Below are 16318 nucleotides of genomic sequence, written 5' to 3' on the forward strand. Positions count from 1 at the left end.
GCTCATCGCGTCAGGCCGCCCGGAGCAGCGGGTCGAGCGTGCCCAGCGCTTCCATCGCCATCAAGTCGTCGCACCCGCCGACATGTTTGCCGGCGATGAAGATTTGCGGGACCGTCGATCGTCCGCCCGCGCGACCGACCATTTCGTCGCGGCGCGCAAGGTCGCGGTCGATCAAGATCTCGTCGTAGGATACCCGCTTCATGTCGAGCAGACGCTTGGCCCGGATGCAGAACGGACAGGTCGTCTTCGTGTAAATCTCGATGCGCGGCATCGCCAGTCACCTCTTTTCTCAAATGTCGTGTTGTCGACGCATAACGCACAACGTCCCTATCGGATCACCCGCGCCCAGCAAATCAGTTCGACCCGCGCCGCACCCGCCTTGAGCACCGCCCTGGCGCAGGCATCGGCAGTCGCCCCGCTGGTCAGCACGTCGTCGACCAGCACGACGGTCCTTTCCGCGATTCGCGCCGGGTCGGTCACCGCGAACGCCCCCGCCACCGCCGCGCGCCGCGCCGCCGGGTCCATCCCTTTCAGTGCGCGGGTTCGCCGGGACCGGCGAAGCACGAACGGGTCGACCGGCAACCCCCAGCCCCGCCCGAGCTCCTTCGCCAGCAGCTGCGCCTGGTTGAATCCGCGCCCCCACAGCCGGGTCCAGTGCAGCGGGACCGGCACGAGCAGCGCCCCGTCCGCCGGCCAGTCGCCGCGGTGGGTCGCCATGCTCCGCGCCATCGTCCGCGCGAGCCCGACCTTGCGGCCATATTTGAGCTTGAGCGCGAGCTGCCGCGCGACCCCGTCATAGGCGATCGCGGCGCGGGTCCGCGCGATCCGCGGCGGCTTGGCGAGGCACGCCGCGCAATGCGTCGCCTCGGTCGCCTCGAGCGGGATCCCGCACGCCTCGCACCCGCCGTGGAGGAAGCGCGCCCCCGCCCAACAGTCGGGGCAGAAGGCATGCGGAGTCTCGACCAGCATCGAACAGCCCGGGCAGGTCGGCGGAAGCGCAAAATCGACCGCCGCCGCCACCCCCCTGCGGGCCAGTTGCATCACCTGCTCCACCCCGCCCTTGTCGCGCGGGCCGGGGCATCGCACAAGCGCCGCCATGCCCCCGCCGATTCTGTTCGACCCCGTCCAGCGCCCGCTGCGGCAGGCGCGCGCGGCGGCGATCGGCGACAGCTTCCTGGTCGACCACGCGCTCGCCGACGCGCGCCAACGGCTGGCGGCAATCGACCGGCCGAAGGAGGCGCTGCTGGTGCTTCGCGGCGACCGGCCCGATCCGCCCGCGCCCGCCCCCGCCTCGCTCGACGCGATCGTAATCGCCGGGGCGCTCGAGACAGTCGAGGAACTGCCCGCGCTGATGACCGCGCTGCGCCACGCGCTTCGCCCCGACCGTCCGCTGCTCGGCAGCCTGATCGGCGGCGACAGCTTCCCCACGCTCCGCCGCGCGCTGGTCGAGGCCGATCGCGCGATGGGCCGGGCCGCCGCCCCACGCGCCCACCCGCGGATTGACGCGCCGAGCCTCGCCGCGCTGCTTCAGCATGCCGGCTTCGCCATGCCGGTGGTCGAGGTCGAGCGGACCACCCTCGCCTATCGCTCGCTCGGCCGGCTGGTCGCCGACCTGCGCGCGGCGGGGCTCACCAACCAGCTCGCCGCCCGCCCGCGCGGCTGGCCGGGCCGCGGCTGGCCTCAAGTGCTCGACGCCGCCTTCGCCGCCGGGCGCGACCGGATCGAGGAGCCGGTCGAGTGGCTGCACTTCCTCGCCTGGTCGCCGCCCCGCTGAAAATCGCGCTTTTCCGGGCATTAACCCTTCCTTTTGGTTGTTCCTTTACGCTGCCCGTTAGAAGAGGGTTGGGTGGACCAAGACCAGAAGGAGGGTGGCGTGGACGCTATCCGGACGAGCAGCCATGGGCTGCGCGAATGCGACAAGGGCGCGACGGCGATCGAGTATGGCTTGATCGCCTCCTTGATCGTGATCGCGATGATGGGCGGCCTGTCTGCGCTCGGCGGCGGGTCGAGCGGGATGTGGGGCAAGATCCTCAGCAACGTCCAGGCCTATATGTAATCGCCCATCGGCGCGCGCGTGTCAGGCGCGCCGCCGGGTCCCGAATACCACCAGCTTGACCTTGCGTCCGGGGGGCAGCGGCTGCCCGGCGCTCAGCCCGTTGAGCGACAGGAAGCGCTCGACCCGGTAATCGCGATAGGCCATCCGCTCGGCGAGCGAGGCGACCGTGTCGCCGCGCCCCACCGTAACCACCTCGATCACCCGCGGCCGGATCGCCGCCGCCTCCTGCGCGCTCAGGCGGCGAAGCGAGCCGAGCATCGACACGAACGGGCCGAACCCCTGCCCGGCGCGGGTGATGGTGGTGAAATGATAGGCGTGGGTGGCGTCGAACGGGAAGACGAACACGCCGATGTCCATCGTCCCCTCGCTGGTCGCGGCGCGGCCGAGCGCGAAGGCGGCAGCAATGCCGTTGACCGTGGTCCGCTGGATCGGGCCGAGCCGGACCCCACCCTCGCCGCTGGTGAGGTCGGCGACCACCCGGCCGATATAGGTCGCGACATTGCCGTCGAACCGCTCGCTTGAGAATTCCGCCTGACCCGCCGACCCGCTAACCTCGACCTTGTCGGTCGAATTCTGCATCAGGAAGCCGGTCGGCACGGTGAACTGCAGCCGCAGGTCGGGGTGGGTGAAGGTCCGCCCGTCGATCACCCCTTGCGCCGGGTCGTCGTCGACCATCACCCCGTCGAGCTCGGACAGGAAGGCGTCGCGGTTACGCGCCCCCTGCCCCGCGCGCCCGGTCTCGACCGCGAACCGCCGCGCCTCGACCAGCCGGTTCTGCGACAGCGGGTGGGTCGAGGCCCATTCGGGGGTCTGCCGGTTGTGATTTCCCTGAACCCGCGCCTCGAGCGCGCTGGCGCGGGTCAGCGCGGCGAGCATGTCGGCCCCGCCAAGCGGGTCGTAGCCGGCGCGGGTGATGTAGCGGATGCCGAGCTGGTCGGCCTGATATTCCTGGCTGCGGTCGAAACTCAGCGTGCGCAGCGTGCCCGACACCGCCGCGTCCTGTGCGATCATGTTGCCGAACCCGCCGCCGATCAGCGAGCCGAGCAGCTGCCCGAGCATGCCATATTGGGCGTTGCGCTGCTGCACCTCGCGCCGCGCCTCGGCATGGTTGGCGGCGATGTGCCCCGCCTCGTGGCCGAGCACGAAGGCAAGCTCGCTCTCGTCGTCCATCAGCCCCATTAGCTGGCGGGTGAGGTAGATATAGCCGCCGGGGACCGAAAAGGCGTTCTGGACCGCGGCATTGAGCGTCACGAAATGAAGCCCCGACCCGGCGAGCCCGGTCTGCGCGGCGACCCGCCGCCCGACCGCGTCGACATAGGAGGCGCGGCGCCCGGTCTCGGCGCCGCCGAACTCGGCGATCACCGCGGGATTCTGGCGAGCGGCTTTGGCGACCTCGCGCGGGTCGAGCGAGACCCGCTGCGCGTCGGCCGCCGCCGCCAGCAGCAGCCCGCCCGAAGTCAGCAACAGCAACGCCTTGCGCATCACGCCCTCCGTTCCCGGTCGAACGGCAAGCGTGGGCGGCGGTTCCTTACGCGCGCGTGAACCGGCGCCGCGCGGCGCGGGGCGTCTACCCGATGGCCAGGAACTTCTTGCGCCGCTGGGCGAGCAGCGCCTCGCCGCTCATTTTCGCGCAACCGTCGAGCTCGTCGACGATCGCGTCCTTCAGCGCGGCGATCGCTGCCGCCGGGTCGCGATGCGCGCCGCCGAGCGGTTCGTCGACCACCCGGTCGGCCACGCCGAGCGACTTCAGGTCCGACGCGGTGATCTTCATCGCCTCGGCGGCGTCGGCGGCCTTATCGGCGGTCCGCCACAGGATCGACGCGCATCCCTCGGGCGAAATCACCGAATAGACCGCGTTGGCGAACATCAGCACGCGGTTCGCCGCGGCCAGCGCGACCGCGCCGCCCGACCCGCCCTCGCCGACGATCGCGGCGACCAGCGGCACCTTGAGCGCGAGGCACGCCTCGGTCGAGCGAGCGATCGCCTCGGCCTGCCCGCGTTCCTCGGCCTGCACCCCGGGAAAGGCGCCCGGCGTGTCGACCAGCGTCACCACCGGCAGCCCGAAGCGGTCGGCGAGCTGCATCAGCCGGATCGCCTTGCGATAACCCTCGGGCTTGGCCATGCCGAAGTTGTGCTTGAGCCGGCTGGCGGTGTCGTCGCCCTTTTCGTGCCCAATCAACATCACCCTGTGCCTGCCGATCCGCGCGAGCCCGCCGACGATGGCGGGGTCGTCGGCGAAGGCGCGGTCGCCCGCCAGCGGCAGGAAATCCTCGGCCAGCCCCGCGACATAATGCTTGAAATGCGGCCGCTCGGGATGCCGCGCGACCTGGGTCTTCTGCCACGGGGTCAGCCGCGCGTAGGTGTCCTTCAGCAGCTTGACCGACTTGGCCTCGAGCTTTTCGACCTCGGACGCGATGTCGATCTCGCCGTCGCTCGCGGTTTCGCGCAGCGCGTCGATCCTTTTGTCGAGTTCGGCGATCGGTTTTTCGAAGTCGAGGTAGCTCTGCATGGCGGCGGGCGGGGTAGGATGCGCGCGCGGCGAGGTCAACGCTGCGCCAGCGGATGGCGCGCATTGACCAGCTCGACCAGCCGCCCGGCATCGACGTGGGTGTAGATCTGCGTGGTGGCGATGTCGGCGTGGCCGAGCAGCGACTGGAGCACGCGAAGGTCCGCCCCGCCCGCGAGCAGGTGGGTGGCGAAGGCGTGGCGAAGGACGTGCGGGCTGATCCGTTCGGGGGGGATGCCCGCGTCGGCCCCCATCGCGCGGACCAGCTGGTAGAGCCGCACCCGCGACAGGTGCTTCTTTCCGCTCGGAAACAGCCACGGCCCGTCCGCCGGGGCCAGCTTCAGCCACGCCTCGACCGCGCTGGCCGCGCGGCCCGAGACGGGGGCGAGCCGTTCCTTGTCGCCCTTGCCGCGGAGCATCAGGAACGGCTGGCCGGGGCGCACCGCGCGGCGCGGCAGGCTGACCAGCTCGGTCGCGCGAAGCCCCGAGCCGTAGAGCAGCTCGAGCAGCGCGAGGTTGCGCACCGCGACCGGCTGGCCGCTCGCCGCGCGTTCCTCGGCGGCGGCGAACATCGCCTCGACCTCGTGGGTGTCGAGGATCTTGGGCAGCGGGCGGCGAAGGCTCGGGCGCGGCAGCGCGGCGCTGGGGTCGTCGGGGCGAAACCCCTCGTCGAACAGGAAGCCGAAAAAGCGCCGCAGCGCCGCCGCGCGCCGCGCCACCGTCGCCGGGGCGAGCCCCGCCCATGCCTCGCCGAGCGTGCCGAGCGCGTCGGTGTCGGCGGTTTCGAGCCGGCCGAGGTCGCCCGCCGCGGCGGTAAGGTCGCTGCGATAGGCGGCGAGCGTGTTTGGCGACGAGCCCGCCTCGGCGGCCATCATCTCGAGGAACCGGTCGACCAGCAGCCGGTCGTCGGCAATCACCGGGTCAGGCCCGCGCCAGCGCCTCGGCGGCGACCATCCGCGCGTCGAAGCCCTGCCCGACCACCCGCAGCGCATGGACCGCGTGGTAGAAATAGAGCGCGGGCAGCGCCTTGATCGTCGGCGCCTGGAGCGAGGTCGCGGCGAGTACCACCGCGGTCCCCGCCTGCCGCCGCGCCGCCGCGCCGTCGACCAGGCTGGTCAGCTTGGTCCGCTGCGCGAGGCCGAGGCCATATTTGCTGTCGAACCGACCCGCGGTCGCGGCGTCGATCCGCCCCAGCCCGGCCAGCCCGGCGACCAGCAGCGCGGTGCGCTGGTGGTCCTTGCTGTCGTCGCGCCCGGCGAAATCGTCGATCCGGCCCGAATCGACCTCGATCGACCCGTCGGGAGCGCCGAGCGCGAGCATCGCCCACACCCGGTCGCTGTCCTTGTCGTCGAGCTGCTCGACCACCTTGAACCAGCGCGCCGCCTGCCGGTCGAAGCCCGCGCCGAGCATCGCCGCGACGAGGTCGGGGGCGTCCGACGACCATTTCTTGTCGGGGGTGATCAGCGTCGCCGCGCGCGCGGTCAGCAGTTGCGCGGCCAATCGCTCGTCGCCCTTATTGTCGCCCTGCTTGCCGCGCCACAGGTCGCGCATCGCGTCGAGCCGCGCGCCGTCGTCCTTGCCGACATAAGCCTGGCGAAGCTTCCACGCGTCGGTGTTGGCCAGCTCGTCCGGGTCGGTCGCGTCGTACACCGCCGACAAGAGGTCGACATAGGCGTCGGACGAAAAGACGCCGAGCGCCGCCGCCACCCGCGCCGAGTTGAGCCGCGCCGCGGCGGGAAAGATCGGCGATCGCGCCAGCCACGCCTTCAGCTGCGGCGAGGCGGCGTCGACCAGCCGGTCGGGGGGCATCATCCCGGTCGCGGTGGCAAGCCCGTAGCGCCACGCGTTGAGCGAGGTCACCGGGTCCCATTCGATCGTCACCGCGCGCGAGGTATCGGCGCTGGCGCCGACCACCTTGTCGGCGAGCGACAGGTCGATCGGGTCGAGCCGCCCGCGGCGGCGCGCCTGGTCGATGTCGGCCGACGCCTGCTCGGACGATCCCGACAGCGCGGCGCACATCGCCCCGATCATCGGCGCGACCGGCTTGTCGAGCTGGGCGAGATCGTCCTTGATCGCGCACAGCGCGCTCGGGTCGCTGGTCGCCAGCGCGACCTGTTCGGCGACCTGCGCCGCCTTGGGGGTGAACTGGTCGGTGTCGATCGAGGCCATCACCAGCCGCGCCGCGTCGGCCTCGCCCATCCTGAGCAGCAGCCACGCGCGCTCGGCGACCCAGTCGGCGGGGCTGACCCCGCCCGGCGGCGGGCCCTTGACCATCAGCGCGTCGCGAAGCGCGATATGCCCCCAGCGCGAGGCGAGCGGCGTATCCATCCGCCGCAGCAGTATCTCGAGGAAGCCCCCGCTCGCGCGGCCCCACGGCTGCGCGCCGAGCCCGAGCGTCTCGGGGTCGAGCACCCCGGCCTCGTCGGGGTCGCGGCGCGCGCCGGCCGGGTATTCGGCCTGCGGGACATAGGCGGGCTGGTCGGTGGTCGTGTCGGCGACGTCGCTGGTGGTCACCACCTGGTCGTCGACCGGCGAGGCGTCGGGCGACGGCTGGTCGGCGGCGGGAGTCGCGGGATTGGCGGGCGCCGCCTGCGCCGGGGCGGCGGGCTTGGCCGGCTCGCCAAAGCCCGGCGGCAGGATCGACTGGGGCGACTGCTGTTGCTGCGCCAGCGCCGCTCCGGCCGCCAGCGCGACCGCGGCGATCCCGAGCGCGATCGTCTTACGCGGCATTGGCGGTGACGTTGGTCTCGATGGTGTGGACGGGTTGCGGCCTCGCGCGCCCCGACAGGAACCAGGCGCCGCCGACGAGCAGGATCAACAGGACCACCAACACCACCAGACCGCGCATCGTCACCTCTTCACCTTGGCTTGCCGCGCGCTTTTGCCCGACCCGACGCCCTTATGTATAGCCCCGTTGCGATGGAAAGTCTGACGGCCCGCCTCGACCGCCCGATCGTCCTCGTCGGCCTGATGGGGGCGGGCAAGTCGACCGTCGGCCGCCGGCTGGCGCGGCGGTTGGGGCTGCCGTTCATCGACAGCGACGTGGCGATCGAGGAAGCCAATGGCGGGCAGACCACCGCCGAGATCTTCGAACGCTATGGCGAACCCGCGTTCCGCGACGGCGAGCGGCGGGTGGTGGCGCGGCTGATCGACGGGACGGTGCGGGTGATCGCCACCGGCGGCGGGGCGTTCGTCGACCCCGACACCCGCGCGCTGCTCAACCAGAAGGCGGTGACGGTCTGGCTCGACGCCCCGGTGCGGGTGCTCGCCGAGCGGACCGCGCGGCGCAACAACCGGCCGATGCTCAAGGTCGGCGATCCCGAGGAAATCCTCGCGCGGCTGGCCGAGGCGCGCCGACATGCCTATGCCGAGGCGCATATCCGCATCGTCAGCGGCACCGGGGCGCACGGCACGGTGGTCGAGGACGTGATGAAGGCGGTCGGGGAATGGCTGAAGCGATGACGAGGATCAGGGTCGGCGAGGGGCCGGCGGGCTATGACGTGCGGGTCGGGCCGCTCGCCGCGGGGCTTGAAGATCTGCGCGTGCCCGGGCGGCTGGCGGTGGTCAGCGACGAGCGGGTGTGGGGGCTACACGGCCCCGCGATCCGCGACCGGTTCGACACCGTTCCGCTGCTCGTCCCCGACGGCGAGGAGGCCAAGGACTGGCCGGTGCTCCACGAGCTGCTCCGCCGGCTGGCCGAGCTCGACCCCGACCGCGCGACCCCGCTGCTCGCGCTGGGCGGGGGGTCGGTCGGCGACCTCGCCGGGCTGGCGGCGGCGCTGTTCAAGCGCGGCATCCCGGTGGTCCACGTCCCCACTACCCTGCTCGCGCAGGCCGACAGCGCGGTCGGCGGCAAGACCGCGATCGACTTCGCCGGGCAGAAGAACCTCGTCGGCACCTTCCACGCCCCCGCGCTGGTGCTCGCCGACCCGGCGCTGCTCGCGACGCTCGATTCGCGCCAGATGCGGAGCGGCTTCGCCGAGGTGGTCAAATATGGCGTGATCGACGACGCCGGCTTCTTCGCCTGGCTCGAGGACCATGGCGGCGACGTGCTCGGCGGCCACGCCGACCATCTCGCCCACGCGGTCGCGACCTCGATCCGAGCGAAGGCGCGGATGGTGACCGGCGACGAGCGCGACCTCAAGGGACAGCGCGCGCTGCTCAACCTCGGCCACAGCTTCGGCCACGCGATCGAGGCCGAGGCGGGGATCGGGCGGCTGCTCCACGGTGAGGCGGTCGGCATCGGAATGGTCCTCGCGCTGCGCTTTTCCGCCGCGCTCGGCCATGGCGGCGCGGGCGAGGCGTCGCGGCTCGAGGCGTTGCTGGCGAAGGCCGGGCTGCCGACCAGCCTCGCGCAGGCCGGGGTGCCGGGCGAGGCGCTGGTCCGCCACATGGCAAGCGACAAGAAGAACGAGGGCGCCGGGCTGACGCTGATCCTGGCGCACGGCATCGGCCAGGCGTTCGTCGCGCGCGGGGTGCCGGCCGAGCGGGTGCGGGCGTTCCTGGCGACCGCCTAGAGAAGCTTTTGGCGACCGCCTAGCCGGTCGTCTCGTCCTCTTCGTCGAGCGCGCGGTCGGGGCCGAACGATCGTTCGAGTCCCGCGCGAAGGTTGCCGGTGTGCGCCTGCGCCTCGAGCCGCTCGCAGTCGCGCGCGCGATATTCCTCCTCGACCCGGTCGATCTCCGACGGCTCGATCCCGGCGAGCGCGAGCGCCTTGCGCCCCATCTTGACCGCGCTTTCGAACAGCTCGCGCTGCGCCGCGACCAGCCCGAGCCCGCGCAGGTCGATCAGCTGCCGCCGGTCGAACACCCGCGCCATCACCCTGGCGTCGGGAAAGGCCTTCAGGATGCGGGTCATCGTCTCGCGGTTTAGCGCGTCGCCGTCGTTGCAGAACAGGATCGCGCGCGCCCGGTCGGCCCCCGCGGTGGTGAGCAGGTCGACCCGCGTGCCGTCGCCATAATAGACCGGCTGGCCGAAGCTGGCGGCGACATCGATCATCTCGGCATCGGTGTCGATCACCGTGACCTTGATGCTCTTGGCCATCATCATCTGGGTCACCGTCTGGCCGAAGCGGCCGTAGCCGACGACGATCACCGGGGTGTCGGGCGATTCCTCGGGCCCCGCGAGGTCGTCGCGACGCTCCTCGCGCCGGTCGAGATAGTCGGTCAGCCGCATAAGGAGCGGGGTGGTGACCATCGACAGCACCACCACCGCGCTGAACATCGACGCGGCCTCGGGGGTGATCAGCTGTCCCGCCGCCGCCTGCGCGAACAGCACGAAGCCGAATTCGCCCGCCTGGCTCAACAGCAGGCCGAGGCGGAGCGCGCGGTGCCACGGCGCGCCGAATCCGCGCGCCAGCACCATCATCACCAGCGCCTTGATTACCACCACCCCGAGCGCGACCCCGACCACGACCAGCGGACGCGCGGCGATCACCGACAGGTCGAGCCCCATCCCGACCGACAGGAAGAACAGCCCGAGCAGCAGCGAGCGGAACGGCTCGACGTCGCTTTCGAGCTCGTGCCGGTAAGGGCTTTCGGCGAGCATCACCCCGGCGACGAACGCGCCGAGCGGGACCGACAGACCGAGCGAGTGCATCGCCGCCGACACCGCCATCACCACGAACAGCCCGGCGAAGACGAACAGTTCCTGGTCGGCGATCCGCCCGACCAGCCGGAACAGCGGGCCGAGCAGCAGCCGCCCGACGACGACCAGCGCGACCACCGCGCCGACGGTCATCGCCGCCAGCTTGAGCCCGGTCGGCGCGCCGGGGTCGGGCTGGACCCGGCTCATCGCCGCGACCAGCGTGATCAGCGGCACGATGCTGAGGTCCTGGAACAGCAGGATGGCGAACGCCCGCTCGCCGCGCGGGGTGTTCATCATCCCCGCCGAACGGAGCATCGGCAGCACCTGCGCGGTCGAGGACAGCGCGAGCGGCAGGCCGATCGCCAGCGCCGCTTCCCAGCTGGGGTGGAAGGCGAGCCGGACGAACAGGCTGAGCGCGAGCCCGGCGAGCACGACCTGCGCGAGGCCGAGCCCGAAGATCAAATTGCGCAGCCGCCACAGCCGGCTCGGCTGGAGCTCGAGCCCGACGATGAACAGCAGCAGCGCGATGCCGAGCTCGGTCAGCCCCGACAGCGAATTGGGATCGCGCACGAGGTGGAGCAGCTGCGGGCCGATCACGGCGCCGCCGACGATATAGCCGAGCGTCGCGCCGAGCCGGAGCTTGCGGAACAGCAGCACGAACAGCAGCCCGGCGCCGAGCAGCACCGCCCCGGCTTCGAGCAGCTGGCTGGTCGCGGCGGCGGCGGCGTGCGGGTCGTTCATCGCGCGACCTCGATCGCGCGAGCGAATGACCGGAAGGGCAAAAGGATCGCGCCGTGGCGCGCGGCGCGCGCGCGCGCCGCATCGAGCGCGGAAAGGCCGGGCCATGGCTCGGCGTCACTCTCGCCCGCGAGCCAGGCGGCGACCGCGGCCTCGGCGGCGCGGGCGTCGGCGAGGCTGTGGCCGGGGGCGTGGGCGGCGACCAGCGCGGCGGCGGCCTGCCCGAAGGCGCACGCCTCGACCGCCTGTTCGATCCGCGCGACCCGGCCCGCCTCGTCGAGGCTGACGCGGGTCGCGAGGCGGCTGCCGCAGGTCGGCGAGCGGAGGATCTGCGCGTCGGACAAGTCGGCGAAAGCGACGCGCCCGTGGGTGTCGGCGGCGAGGCGAAGCAGGTCGCGGGTGTACAAGGGGGCGTTCACGCGCGCCGCCACGTCGTGCCGGTCGGCGAATCCTCGAGCAATATGCCCTCGGCCTTCAATTCGTCGCGGATCCGGTCGGCGGTGGCGAAGTCACGCGCCTTTTTCGCGGCATCGCGCTCGACGATGCGGGCGTCGACGTCGTCCCCGCCCTCCCCGCGGAACCAGCCGTCGGCGCTGTCGCCGAGCAGGCCGAGCAGCATCGCGCTGCCCCGGACGGCCGCCGGGTCATCGAGCTGGCCGAGCCGCGACAGTGCGAGCGGGGTATTGAGGTCGTCGCCGAGCGCCTCGACCACGCCCGCGTCGGGCTCGCCCGGCGTGACATCGCCGGCGCGGCGGTAGAGCCCGTCGAGCGTCGCCTTGGCCTGCGCGACGAGGCTCTCGGTCCACGGCAGCGGCTGGCGATAATGCGCCGACAGCAGCGCGAGGCGGAGCGTCTCGCCCTTGTGTTTCTTCAGCAGCACCTCGGGCGTCACGACGTTGCCGAGGCTCTTGCTCATCTTTTCCGCGCCCATGTCGACGAAGCCGTTGTGGACCCAGTAGTTGGCCAGCGGCGCGCCGCCGTGGGCGCAGCGGCTCTGCGCGATCTCGTTCTCGTGGTGGGGAAAGATGAGGTCGAGCCCGCCGCCATGGATGTCGATCGTCTCACCGAGGTGCGCGCGGATCATCGCGCTGCACTCGATGTGCCAGCCGGGACGGCCCCTGCCCCACGGGCTGTCCCACGCGATCTCGCCCTCCCTGGCGGGCTTCCACAGCACGAAGTCGGCCGGGTCGCGCTTGTAGGGGGCGACCTCGACCCGCGCGCCGGCGATCATCGCGTCGCGGTCGCGGCGGGATAGTGCGCCATAGTCGGGGTCGCTCGGGACCGAGAAGAGGACGTGGCCTTCCGCGGCATAGGCGTGGCCCCTGGCGACCAGCTCGCCGATCATCGCCACCATCGGGCCGATCTCGGCGGTGGCGTGGGGGGCGAGGTCGGGCGGCCGGACGCCGAGCGCGCCCATGTCGGCGAGGTAATGCGCCTCGTAGCGTTCGGTGATCACCGACGGGTCGACGCCTTCTTCCGCCGCCGCGGCGATGATCTTGTCGTCGACGTCGGTGACGTTGCGGGCATAGGTCAGGCTGTCGGCGCCGTAGGTGTGCCGGATCAGCCGGGCGAGCGTGTCGAACACCACCGCCGGGCGGGCGTTGCCGATGTGCGCGCGGCCGTAGACGGTCGGGCCGCAGACATACATGGTGATCCGCTTCGGGTCCTGCGGGGTGAAGTCGCGCTTCTCGCGGCGCATCGTGTCGTAAAGGCGAATCATTCGATCGGGACTTTCGGGTGCTGGCGGGTCGAGACCCAGTCGACGATCGCCTTGCCGCTGGCGTTGAGCAGCGGATAGGTTCGGCTCTTTCGCATCCAGTCGGGGCGCGGCGCGGCGCCGCCGTAGATCATGTCGACGCCGAGGTTGGCGATGAGGAAGACGAGCGTCGCGCCGATCAGCCCCTTGAGCATCCCGAAGCCGCCGCCGAGCACCCGGTCGACCGGGCCGAGGATCGAGCGGCGGGTGCGCATCCCCACCGCGCGGGCGAAGATCCGGGTGCCGAGGTAGAAGGGCAGGAACAGCAGCGCGAAGGCGAGCACCGCCGCCCCGGCGCTCGACCCGACCATCGGCGTGAGCTTGGTGGTCAGCGGCGTGTGAAGCAGCTTCAAGGCGACCACCGCGACGATCCACGCCATCAGCGCGAGCACTTCGTGCGCGAAGCCGCGGACGAAGCCGACCAGCGCCGCGCCGCCGAGCGTCAAGAGGACGAAGATGTCGAGCGCGGTCATGAAGGGCGCGCTAGCAAGCGGGCGCGCGCTAGTCGAGCAGCGCGGCGTGGTGCTGGTCGGCGGCGCGCTTCGCCCCCGCCTGCTCGCCGAGCCGGAGCAGGCTGACCGCGGCGGCGGCGAGCGAGGCGATGCTGGCGGCGAGGAACAGCGTCGGGGTCGCCTTGACGCCCGCGAGGTGGAAGGCGGCGGCGACGGTCACCGCGCCGATCGTCTGCCCGGTCAGCCGAGCGGTCGCCAGCATCCCCCCGGCGGCGCCCGAGCGGCGGCGCGGGGCGGTGGCGACGATGGTGCGGTTGTTGGGCGACTGGAACAGCCCGAAGCCGAGCCCGGCGAGCGCCATCCGCCAGCCGATCGCGAAATTGCTGGGCGCACTGCCGAGATGGGCGAGCGCGAACAGCGCGACCGCCATCAGCGCCAGCCCGATCCCGCCGAGCAGTCCCGAGGGCACCTTGTCCGCCAGCCGCCCCGAGAAGGAAGCGGCGATGCCGAGCGCGATCGGCCACGGGGTCATCAGCAGCCCGGTCGCGACCACGCTTCGCCCAAGCACCGACTGGAGCAGGAACGGCAAGGCGACAAAGGTCAGCATCTGCGCGGCGAAGCTGATCACCGAGGTCATGATCGACAGGCGGAACAGGCGGATGCCGAGCAGGTCGAGCGGGAACAGCGGGGCGTCCTTGCCCTTTTTGCGCCGGACCAGCAGCACCGCGCATGCGATCCCGGCGGCGACCAGCGCGGCCCCCACCTTCCCGTCGGCGCGCGCGGCGAGTTCGCCGCCGAACACGGTCAGCCCCATCATCCCCGCCGCGAGCAGCCCGGCGGGCGCGTCGAGCGCGACGTCGTGGCGGCGCGGGTCGGGCAGCGCCTTGCGCCCGATCGCCAGCGCGGCGACCCCGATCGGCAGGTTGATCAGGAACAGCCACGGCCACTTGCCAAGCGTCAGGATCAGCGAGGCGATCGACGGCCCCGCCGCCGCGCACGCCGACAGCACCATCGCGTTGTAGCCGATCGCCCGGCCGAGCATCCTGGCCGGGTAGGTGTCGCGGACCAGCGCGGCGTTCATGCTCATGATGCACGCCGCGCCGACGCCCTGGAACACCCGCGCCGCGATCAGCATGCCGAGGCTGTGCGAAAGCGCGCACCCCGCCGAGCCGATCGTGAACAGCACGAGTCCCGGAAGATAGACCCGGCGATAGCCGAGCTTGTCACCGAGCGCGGCGAGCGGGAGCAGGAGGACGGTGATCGTCAGCTGGTAGGCGTTGATCACCCACACCGAGGTCGCCGGGCTGGCGCCCAGGTCGGCGGCGATGGTCGGCAGCGCGACGTTGGCGATCGCCCCGTCGAGCACCGCCATCGCCAGCGCGAGCCAGATCGCGGCCATCGACCGGTAGCGGCGGGGTATCGGGAGGCCGTCGGGCGCGTCGCTGGTCACGCGCGGCGCGCTAGCCGAGCCGGGGGCGTCGCGAAAGGTCAGGCGGCGCGAAAGGTCAGGCTTTGCGGGGCGAAACGAGCTTCAGCGTCGGCGCGGCCTTGTCGAGCTCGGCCCGAAGCGCTTCATAGCGCGCGGCCAGCTCGTCATGGATCTCGGCGATATGCTCGCTCGCGGCGTCGGCCGACGACTGGCGATGCTCATCGGCGCGGTCGCTGTAATATTTCTGGTCTTCGGACACGAGACCGGCTCCTCGGATACGCAAGCGGGAGATCGTCAATTCTCTCATCGGGCAAGGCTCGCATACAGTCGGCTGCCCGATGGAACATATGTAGCACGGGCGGGCTGCGCGACCTAATTTCGCCAATTTGCGTAATTTATCGGCCGAGGATTCGGTCGACCAGCTGGCGCAGGTGGGCGAAGCGCTCGAGCTTCAGCGTGGCGGGGCCGTCGATTCCGGCCGGGACCCACGCCGAGTCGAAGCCGAGCTTGGCGGCTTCCTTGAGGCGCAGCGGGGCGTGCGCGACGGGGCGGATCTCGCCCGACAGCGCGATTTCGCCGAGCGCCACGGCGCCGGCCGGGACCGGGCGCTCGCTAAGCGCGCTGACCAGCGCGGCGGCGACCGCGAGATCCGCCCCCGGGTCCTGCAGCCGGTAACCGCCGGCGACGTTGAGATAGACCTCGCACGACGCGAAGCTCAGCCCGCAGCGCGCCTCGAGCACCGCGAGCACCATCGCGAGGCGCCCGCTGTCCCAGCCGACCGCGCTTCGCCGCGGGGTCGCGCCGCTGGCGAGGCGGACGGTCAGCGCCTGGAGTTCGAGAAGCACCGGGCGGGTGCCCTCCATCGCCGGGAAGACGCTGGTGCCGCTGACCGGCTCGCCGCGGTCGGTGAGGAACAGGGCGCTGGGGTTGGGGACCTCGGCGAGCCCCGCCCCTTCCATCGCGAACACGCCGATCTCGTCGGTGCCGCCGAAGCGGTTCTTGTTGGCGCGAAGGATCCGATACTGGTGGCTGCGGTCGCCCTCGAACCCCAGCACCGCGTCGACCATATGTTCGAGCACGCGCGGGCCGGCGATGCTGCCGTCCTTGGTGACGTGGCCGACGAGGATCAGCGCGGTGCCGCGCTCCTTGGCGAAGCGGATCAGCTCGTGCGCCGAGGCGCGGACCTGGCTGACCGTGCCCGGCGCGCCCTCGATCAGGTCGCTATGCATCGTCTGGATCGAATCGATGACGAGCAGCGCGGGGGGCGCGTCGCCGACCGTGGTGAGGATGTCGCGGACGCTGGTCGCCGCCGCCAGCCGCACCGGCGAGCGGCCGAGCCCGAGGCGGAGCGCGCGCAGCCGGACCTGGTCGGCGGCTTCCTCGCCCGAGACGTAGATCACCGGCAGGCCGCGCTCGGCGACCTTGGCCGCGACTTGGAGCAACAGGGTCGACTTTCCGACGCCCGGATCGCCGCCGACCAGCATCGCCGACCCTGGGACGATTCCGCCGCCGACCGCGCGGTCGAACTCGGCGAGTCCGCTGGCGATCCGTTCGGGCAGCGCGACGTTGGCGTCGAGCCCCAATAGCTCGACCGTCCGCCCGCCGCCCTGAAGGTCGTGCTTGGCCGCGAACACGGTCGAGACCTGCGCCGCTTCCTCGACCAGCGTGTTCCATTCGGCGCAGTCGACGCACTGGCCCTGCCAGCGGGTCGTCACCGATCCGCACGCCTGACAGACATACCGCTTCTTCGCCTTCGCCATCGCGCGGGTTTAACGGAACGAAGCGCGAACGGGAA

18 protein-coding genes are annotated in these 16318 nt (G+C 71.8%); 4 read left to right on the top strand and 14 right to left on the bottom strand.

Annotation, left to right across the window (positions count from 1 at the left end; translation table 11 throughout):
- Window positions 1-10: 10 nt before the first annotated feature.
- Complete coding sequence (grxC, locus tag ABDK56_RS12645) at window positions 11-271, bottom strand: glutaredoxin 3 (protein WP_349808644.1); 261 nt, start codon at window positions 269-271, stop codon at window positions 11-13.
- Between the two features lie 56 nt (window positions 272-327).
- On the bottom strand, window positions 328-1098 hold the full coding sequence (locus ABDK56_RS12650) for a ComF family protein (protein WP_349808645.1): 771 nt from the start codon (window positions 1096-1098) through the stop codon (window positions 328-330).
- Here ABDK56_RS12650 and ABDK56_RS12655 point away from each other — a divergent pair.
- Together ABDK56_RS12655 and ABDK56_RS12660 are read left to right on the top strand one after the other, a co-directional pair.
- Window positions 1097-1774, top strand: coding sequence for a hypothetical protein (locus ABDK56_RS12655; protein WP_349808646.1), 678 nt, complete (start codon window positions 1097-1099; stop codon window positions 1772-1774). The two genes, ABDK56_RS12650 and ABDK56_RS12655, sit on opposite strands and share 2 nt — an antisense overlap.
- Before the next feature lie 99 nt (window positions 1775-1873).
- The gene (locus ABDK56_RS12660) at window positions 1874-2056 is read left to right on the top strand and encodes a Flp family type IVb pilin (RefSeq protein WP_349808647.1); all 183 of its coding nucleotides are present in this window, start codon (window positions 1874-1876) and stop codon (window positions 2054-2056) included.
- 21 nt (window positions 2057-2077) lie between these two features.
- On the opposite strand, the gene ABDK56_RS12665 is transcribed toward ABDK56_RS12660, so the two are convergent.
- The 5 genes from ABDK56_RS12665 to ABDK56_RS12685 form a co-directional block, all read right to left on the bottom strand.
- A complete protein-coding gene (locus tag ABDK56_RS12665; protein ID WP_349808648.1) occupies window positions 2078-3538 on the bottom strand; it encodes a M48 family metalloprotease in 1461 nt (486 codons plus the stop codon).
- Window positions 3539-3623: 85 nt separating this feature from the next.
- A complete protein-coding gene (locus tag ABDK56_RS12670; RefSeq protein WP_349808717.1) occupies window positions 3624-4565 on the bottom strand; it encodes an acetyl-CoA carboxylase carboxyltransferase subunit alpha in 942 nt (313 codons plus the stop codon).
- A gap of 35 nt (window positions 4566-4600) precedes the next feature.
- A complete protein-coding gene (locus ABDK56_RS12675) occupies window positions 4601-5476 on the bottom strand; it encodes a tyrosine-type recombinase/integrase (RefSeq protein WP_349808718.1) in 876 nt (291 codons plus the stop codon).
- A gap of 7 nt (window positions 5477-5483) precedes the next feature.
- Window positions 5484-7292 (bottom strand): hypothetical protein, encoded by a 1809-nt coding sequence (locus tag ABDK56_RS12680; RefSeq protein WP_349808649.1) that lies wholly within the window; start codon window positions 7290-7292, stop codon window positions 5484-5486.
- Window positions 7282-7416, bottom strand: coding sequence for a hypothetical protein (locus ABDK56_RS12685; RefSeq protein ID WP_349808650.1), 135 nt, complete (start codon window positions 7414-7416; stop codon window positions 7282-7284). The genes ABDK56_RS12680 and ABDK56_RS12685 overlap by 11 nt, the downstream gene beginning before the upstream one ends.
- Before the next feature lie 65 nt (window positions 7417-7481).
- Here ABDK56_RS12685 and ABDK56_RS12690 point away from each other — a divergent pair, with 65 nt between their 5' ends.
- Window positions 7482-8024, top strand: coding sequence for a shikimate kinase (locus tag ABDK56_RS12690; protein ID WP_349808651.1), 543 nt, complete (start codon window positions 7482-7484; stop codon window positions 8022-8024).
- Complete coding sequence (gene aroB, locus ABDK56_RS12695) at window positions 8021-9079, top strand: 3-dehydroquinate synthase (protein ID WP_349808652.1); 1059 nt, start codon at window positions 8021-8023, stop codon at window positions 9077-9079. The genes ABDK56_RS12690 and aroB overlap by 4 nt, the downstream gene beginning before the upstream one ends.
- Window positions 9080-9098: 19 nt before the next feature.
- Here the strand turns inward: aroB and ABDK56_RS12700 are convergent, their stop codons facing one another.
- The 7 genes from ABDK56_RS12700 to radA all read right to left on the bottom strand — a co-directional run bounded on the left by ABDK56_RS12700 (window position 9099) and on the right by radA (window position 16283).
- Window positions 9099-10889, bottom strand: coding sequence for a cation:proton antiporter domain-containing protein (locus tag ABDK56_RS12700; protein ID WP_349808653.1), 1791 nt, complete (start codon window positions 10887-10889; stop codon window positions 9099-9101).
- Entirely contained in the window at window positions 10886-11305 is a 420-nt protein-coding gene (locus ABDK56_RS12705; protein ID WP_349808654.1) for an iron-sulfur cluster assembly scaffold protein, read from the bottom strand. Before ABDK56_RS12705 ends, ABDK56_RS12700 begins: the two co-directional genes overlap by 4 nt.
- Complete coding sequence (gene cysS / locus ABDK56_RS12710) at window positions 11302-12606, bottom strand: cysteine--tRNA ligase (RefSeq protein WP_349808655.1); 1305 nt, start codon at window positions 12604-12606, stop codon at window positions 11302-11304. The genes ABDK56_RS12705 and cysS overlap by 4 nt, the downstream gene beginning before the upstream one ends.
- A complete protein-coding gene (locus ABDK56_RS12715; RefSeq protein WP_349808656.1) occupies window positions 12603-13115 on the bottom strand; it encodes a CvpA family protein in 513 nt (170 codons plus the stop codon). Before ABDK56_RS12715 ends, cysS begins: the two co-directional genes overlap by 4 nt.
- Window positions 13116-13143: 28 nt before the next feature.
- Window positions 13144-14544, bottom strand: a complete 1401-nt coding sequence (locus tag ABDK56_RS12720; RefSeq protein ID WP_349808657.1) for an MFS transporter — start codon at window positions 14542-14544, stop codon at window positions 13144-13146.
- A gap of 55 nt (window positions 14545-14599) precedes the next feature.
- Complete coding sequence (locus ABDK56_RS12725; RefSeq protein ID WP_349808658.1) at window positions 14600-14782, bottom strand: hypothetical protein; 183 nt, start codon at window positions 14780-14782, stop codon at window positions 14600-14602.
- Window positions 14783-14918: 136 nt separating this feature from the next.
- On the bottom strand, window positions 14919-16283 hold the full coding sequence (radA, locus tag ABDK56_RS12730; RefSeq protein WP_349808659.1) for a DNA repair protein RadA: 1365 nt from the start codon (window positions 16281-16283) through the stop codon (window positions 14919-14921).
- Window positions 16284-16318: the final 35 nt, after the last annotated feature.

It is taken from the genome of Sphingomonas sp. ASV193 (genome assembly GCF_040203355.1).
Lineage (GTDB): Bacteria > Pseudomonadota > Alphaproteobacteria > Sphingomonadales > Sphingomonadaceae > Sphingomicrobium.

Excerpts from the sequence above, each read along its gene's own strand:
- ABDK56_RS12715 (WP_349808656.1), bottom strand. The coding sequence starts at position 13,115 with ATGACCGCGCTCGACATCTTCGTCCTCTTGACGCTCGGCGGCGCGGCG.
- ABDK56_RS12680 (WP_349808649.1), bottom strand. The coding sequence starts at position 7,292 with ATGCCGCGTAAGACGATCGCGCTCGGGATCGCCGCGGTCGCGCTGGCG.
- ABDK56_RS12655 (WP_349808646.1), top strand. The coding sequence starts at position 1,097 with ATGCCCCCGCCGATTCTGTTCGACCCCGTCCAGCGCCCGCTGCGGCAG.
- ABDK56_RS12670 (WP_349808717.1), bottom strand. The coding sequence starts at position 4,565 with ATGCAGAGCTACCTCGACTTCGAAAAACCGATCGCCGAACTCGACAAA.
- ABDK56_RS12650 (WP_349808645.1), bottom strand. The coding sequence starts at position 1,098 with ATGGCGGCGCTTGTGCGATGCCCCGGCCCGCGCGACAAGGGCGGGGTG.
- ABDK56_RS12700 (WP_349808653.1), bottom strand. The coding sequence starts at position 10,889 with ATGAACGACCCGCACGCCGCCGCCGCCGCGACCAGCCAGCTGCTCGAA.
- grxC (WP_349808644.1), bottom strand. The coding sequence starts at position 271 with ATGCCGCGCATCGAGATTTACACGAAGACGACCTGTCCGTTCTGCATC.
- ABDK56_RS12690 (WP_349808651.1), top strand. The coding sequence starts at position 7,482 with ATGGAAAGTCTGACGGCCCGCCTCGACCGCCCGATCGTCCTCGTCGGC.
- cysS (WP_349808655.1), bottom strand. The coding sequence starts at position 12,606 with ATGATTCGCCTTTACGACACGATGCGCCGCGAGAAGCGCGACTTCACC.
- ABDK56_RS12665 (WP_349808648.1), bottom strand. The coding sequence starts at position 3,538 with ATGCGCAAGGCGTTGCTGTTGCTGACTTCGGGCGGGCTGCTGCTGGCG.
- radA (WP_349808659.1), bottom strand. The coding sequence starts at position 16,283 with ATGGCGAAGGCGAAGAAGCGGTATGTCTGTCAGGCGTGCGGATCGGTG.
- aroB (WP_349808652.1), top strand. The coding sequence starts at position 8,021 with ATGACGAGGATCAGGGTCGGCGAGGGGCCGGCGGGCTATGACGTGCGG.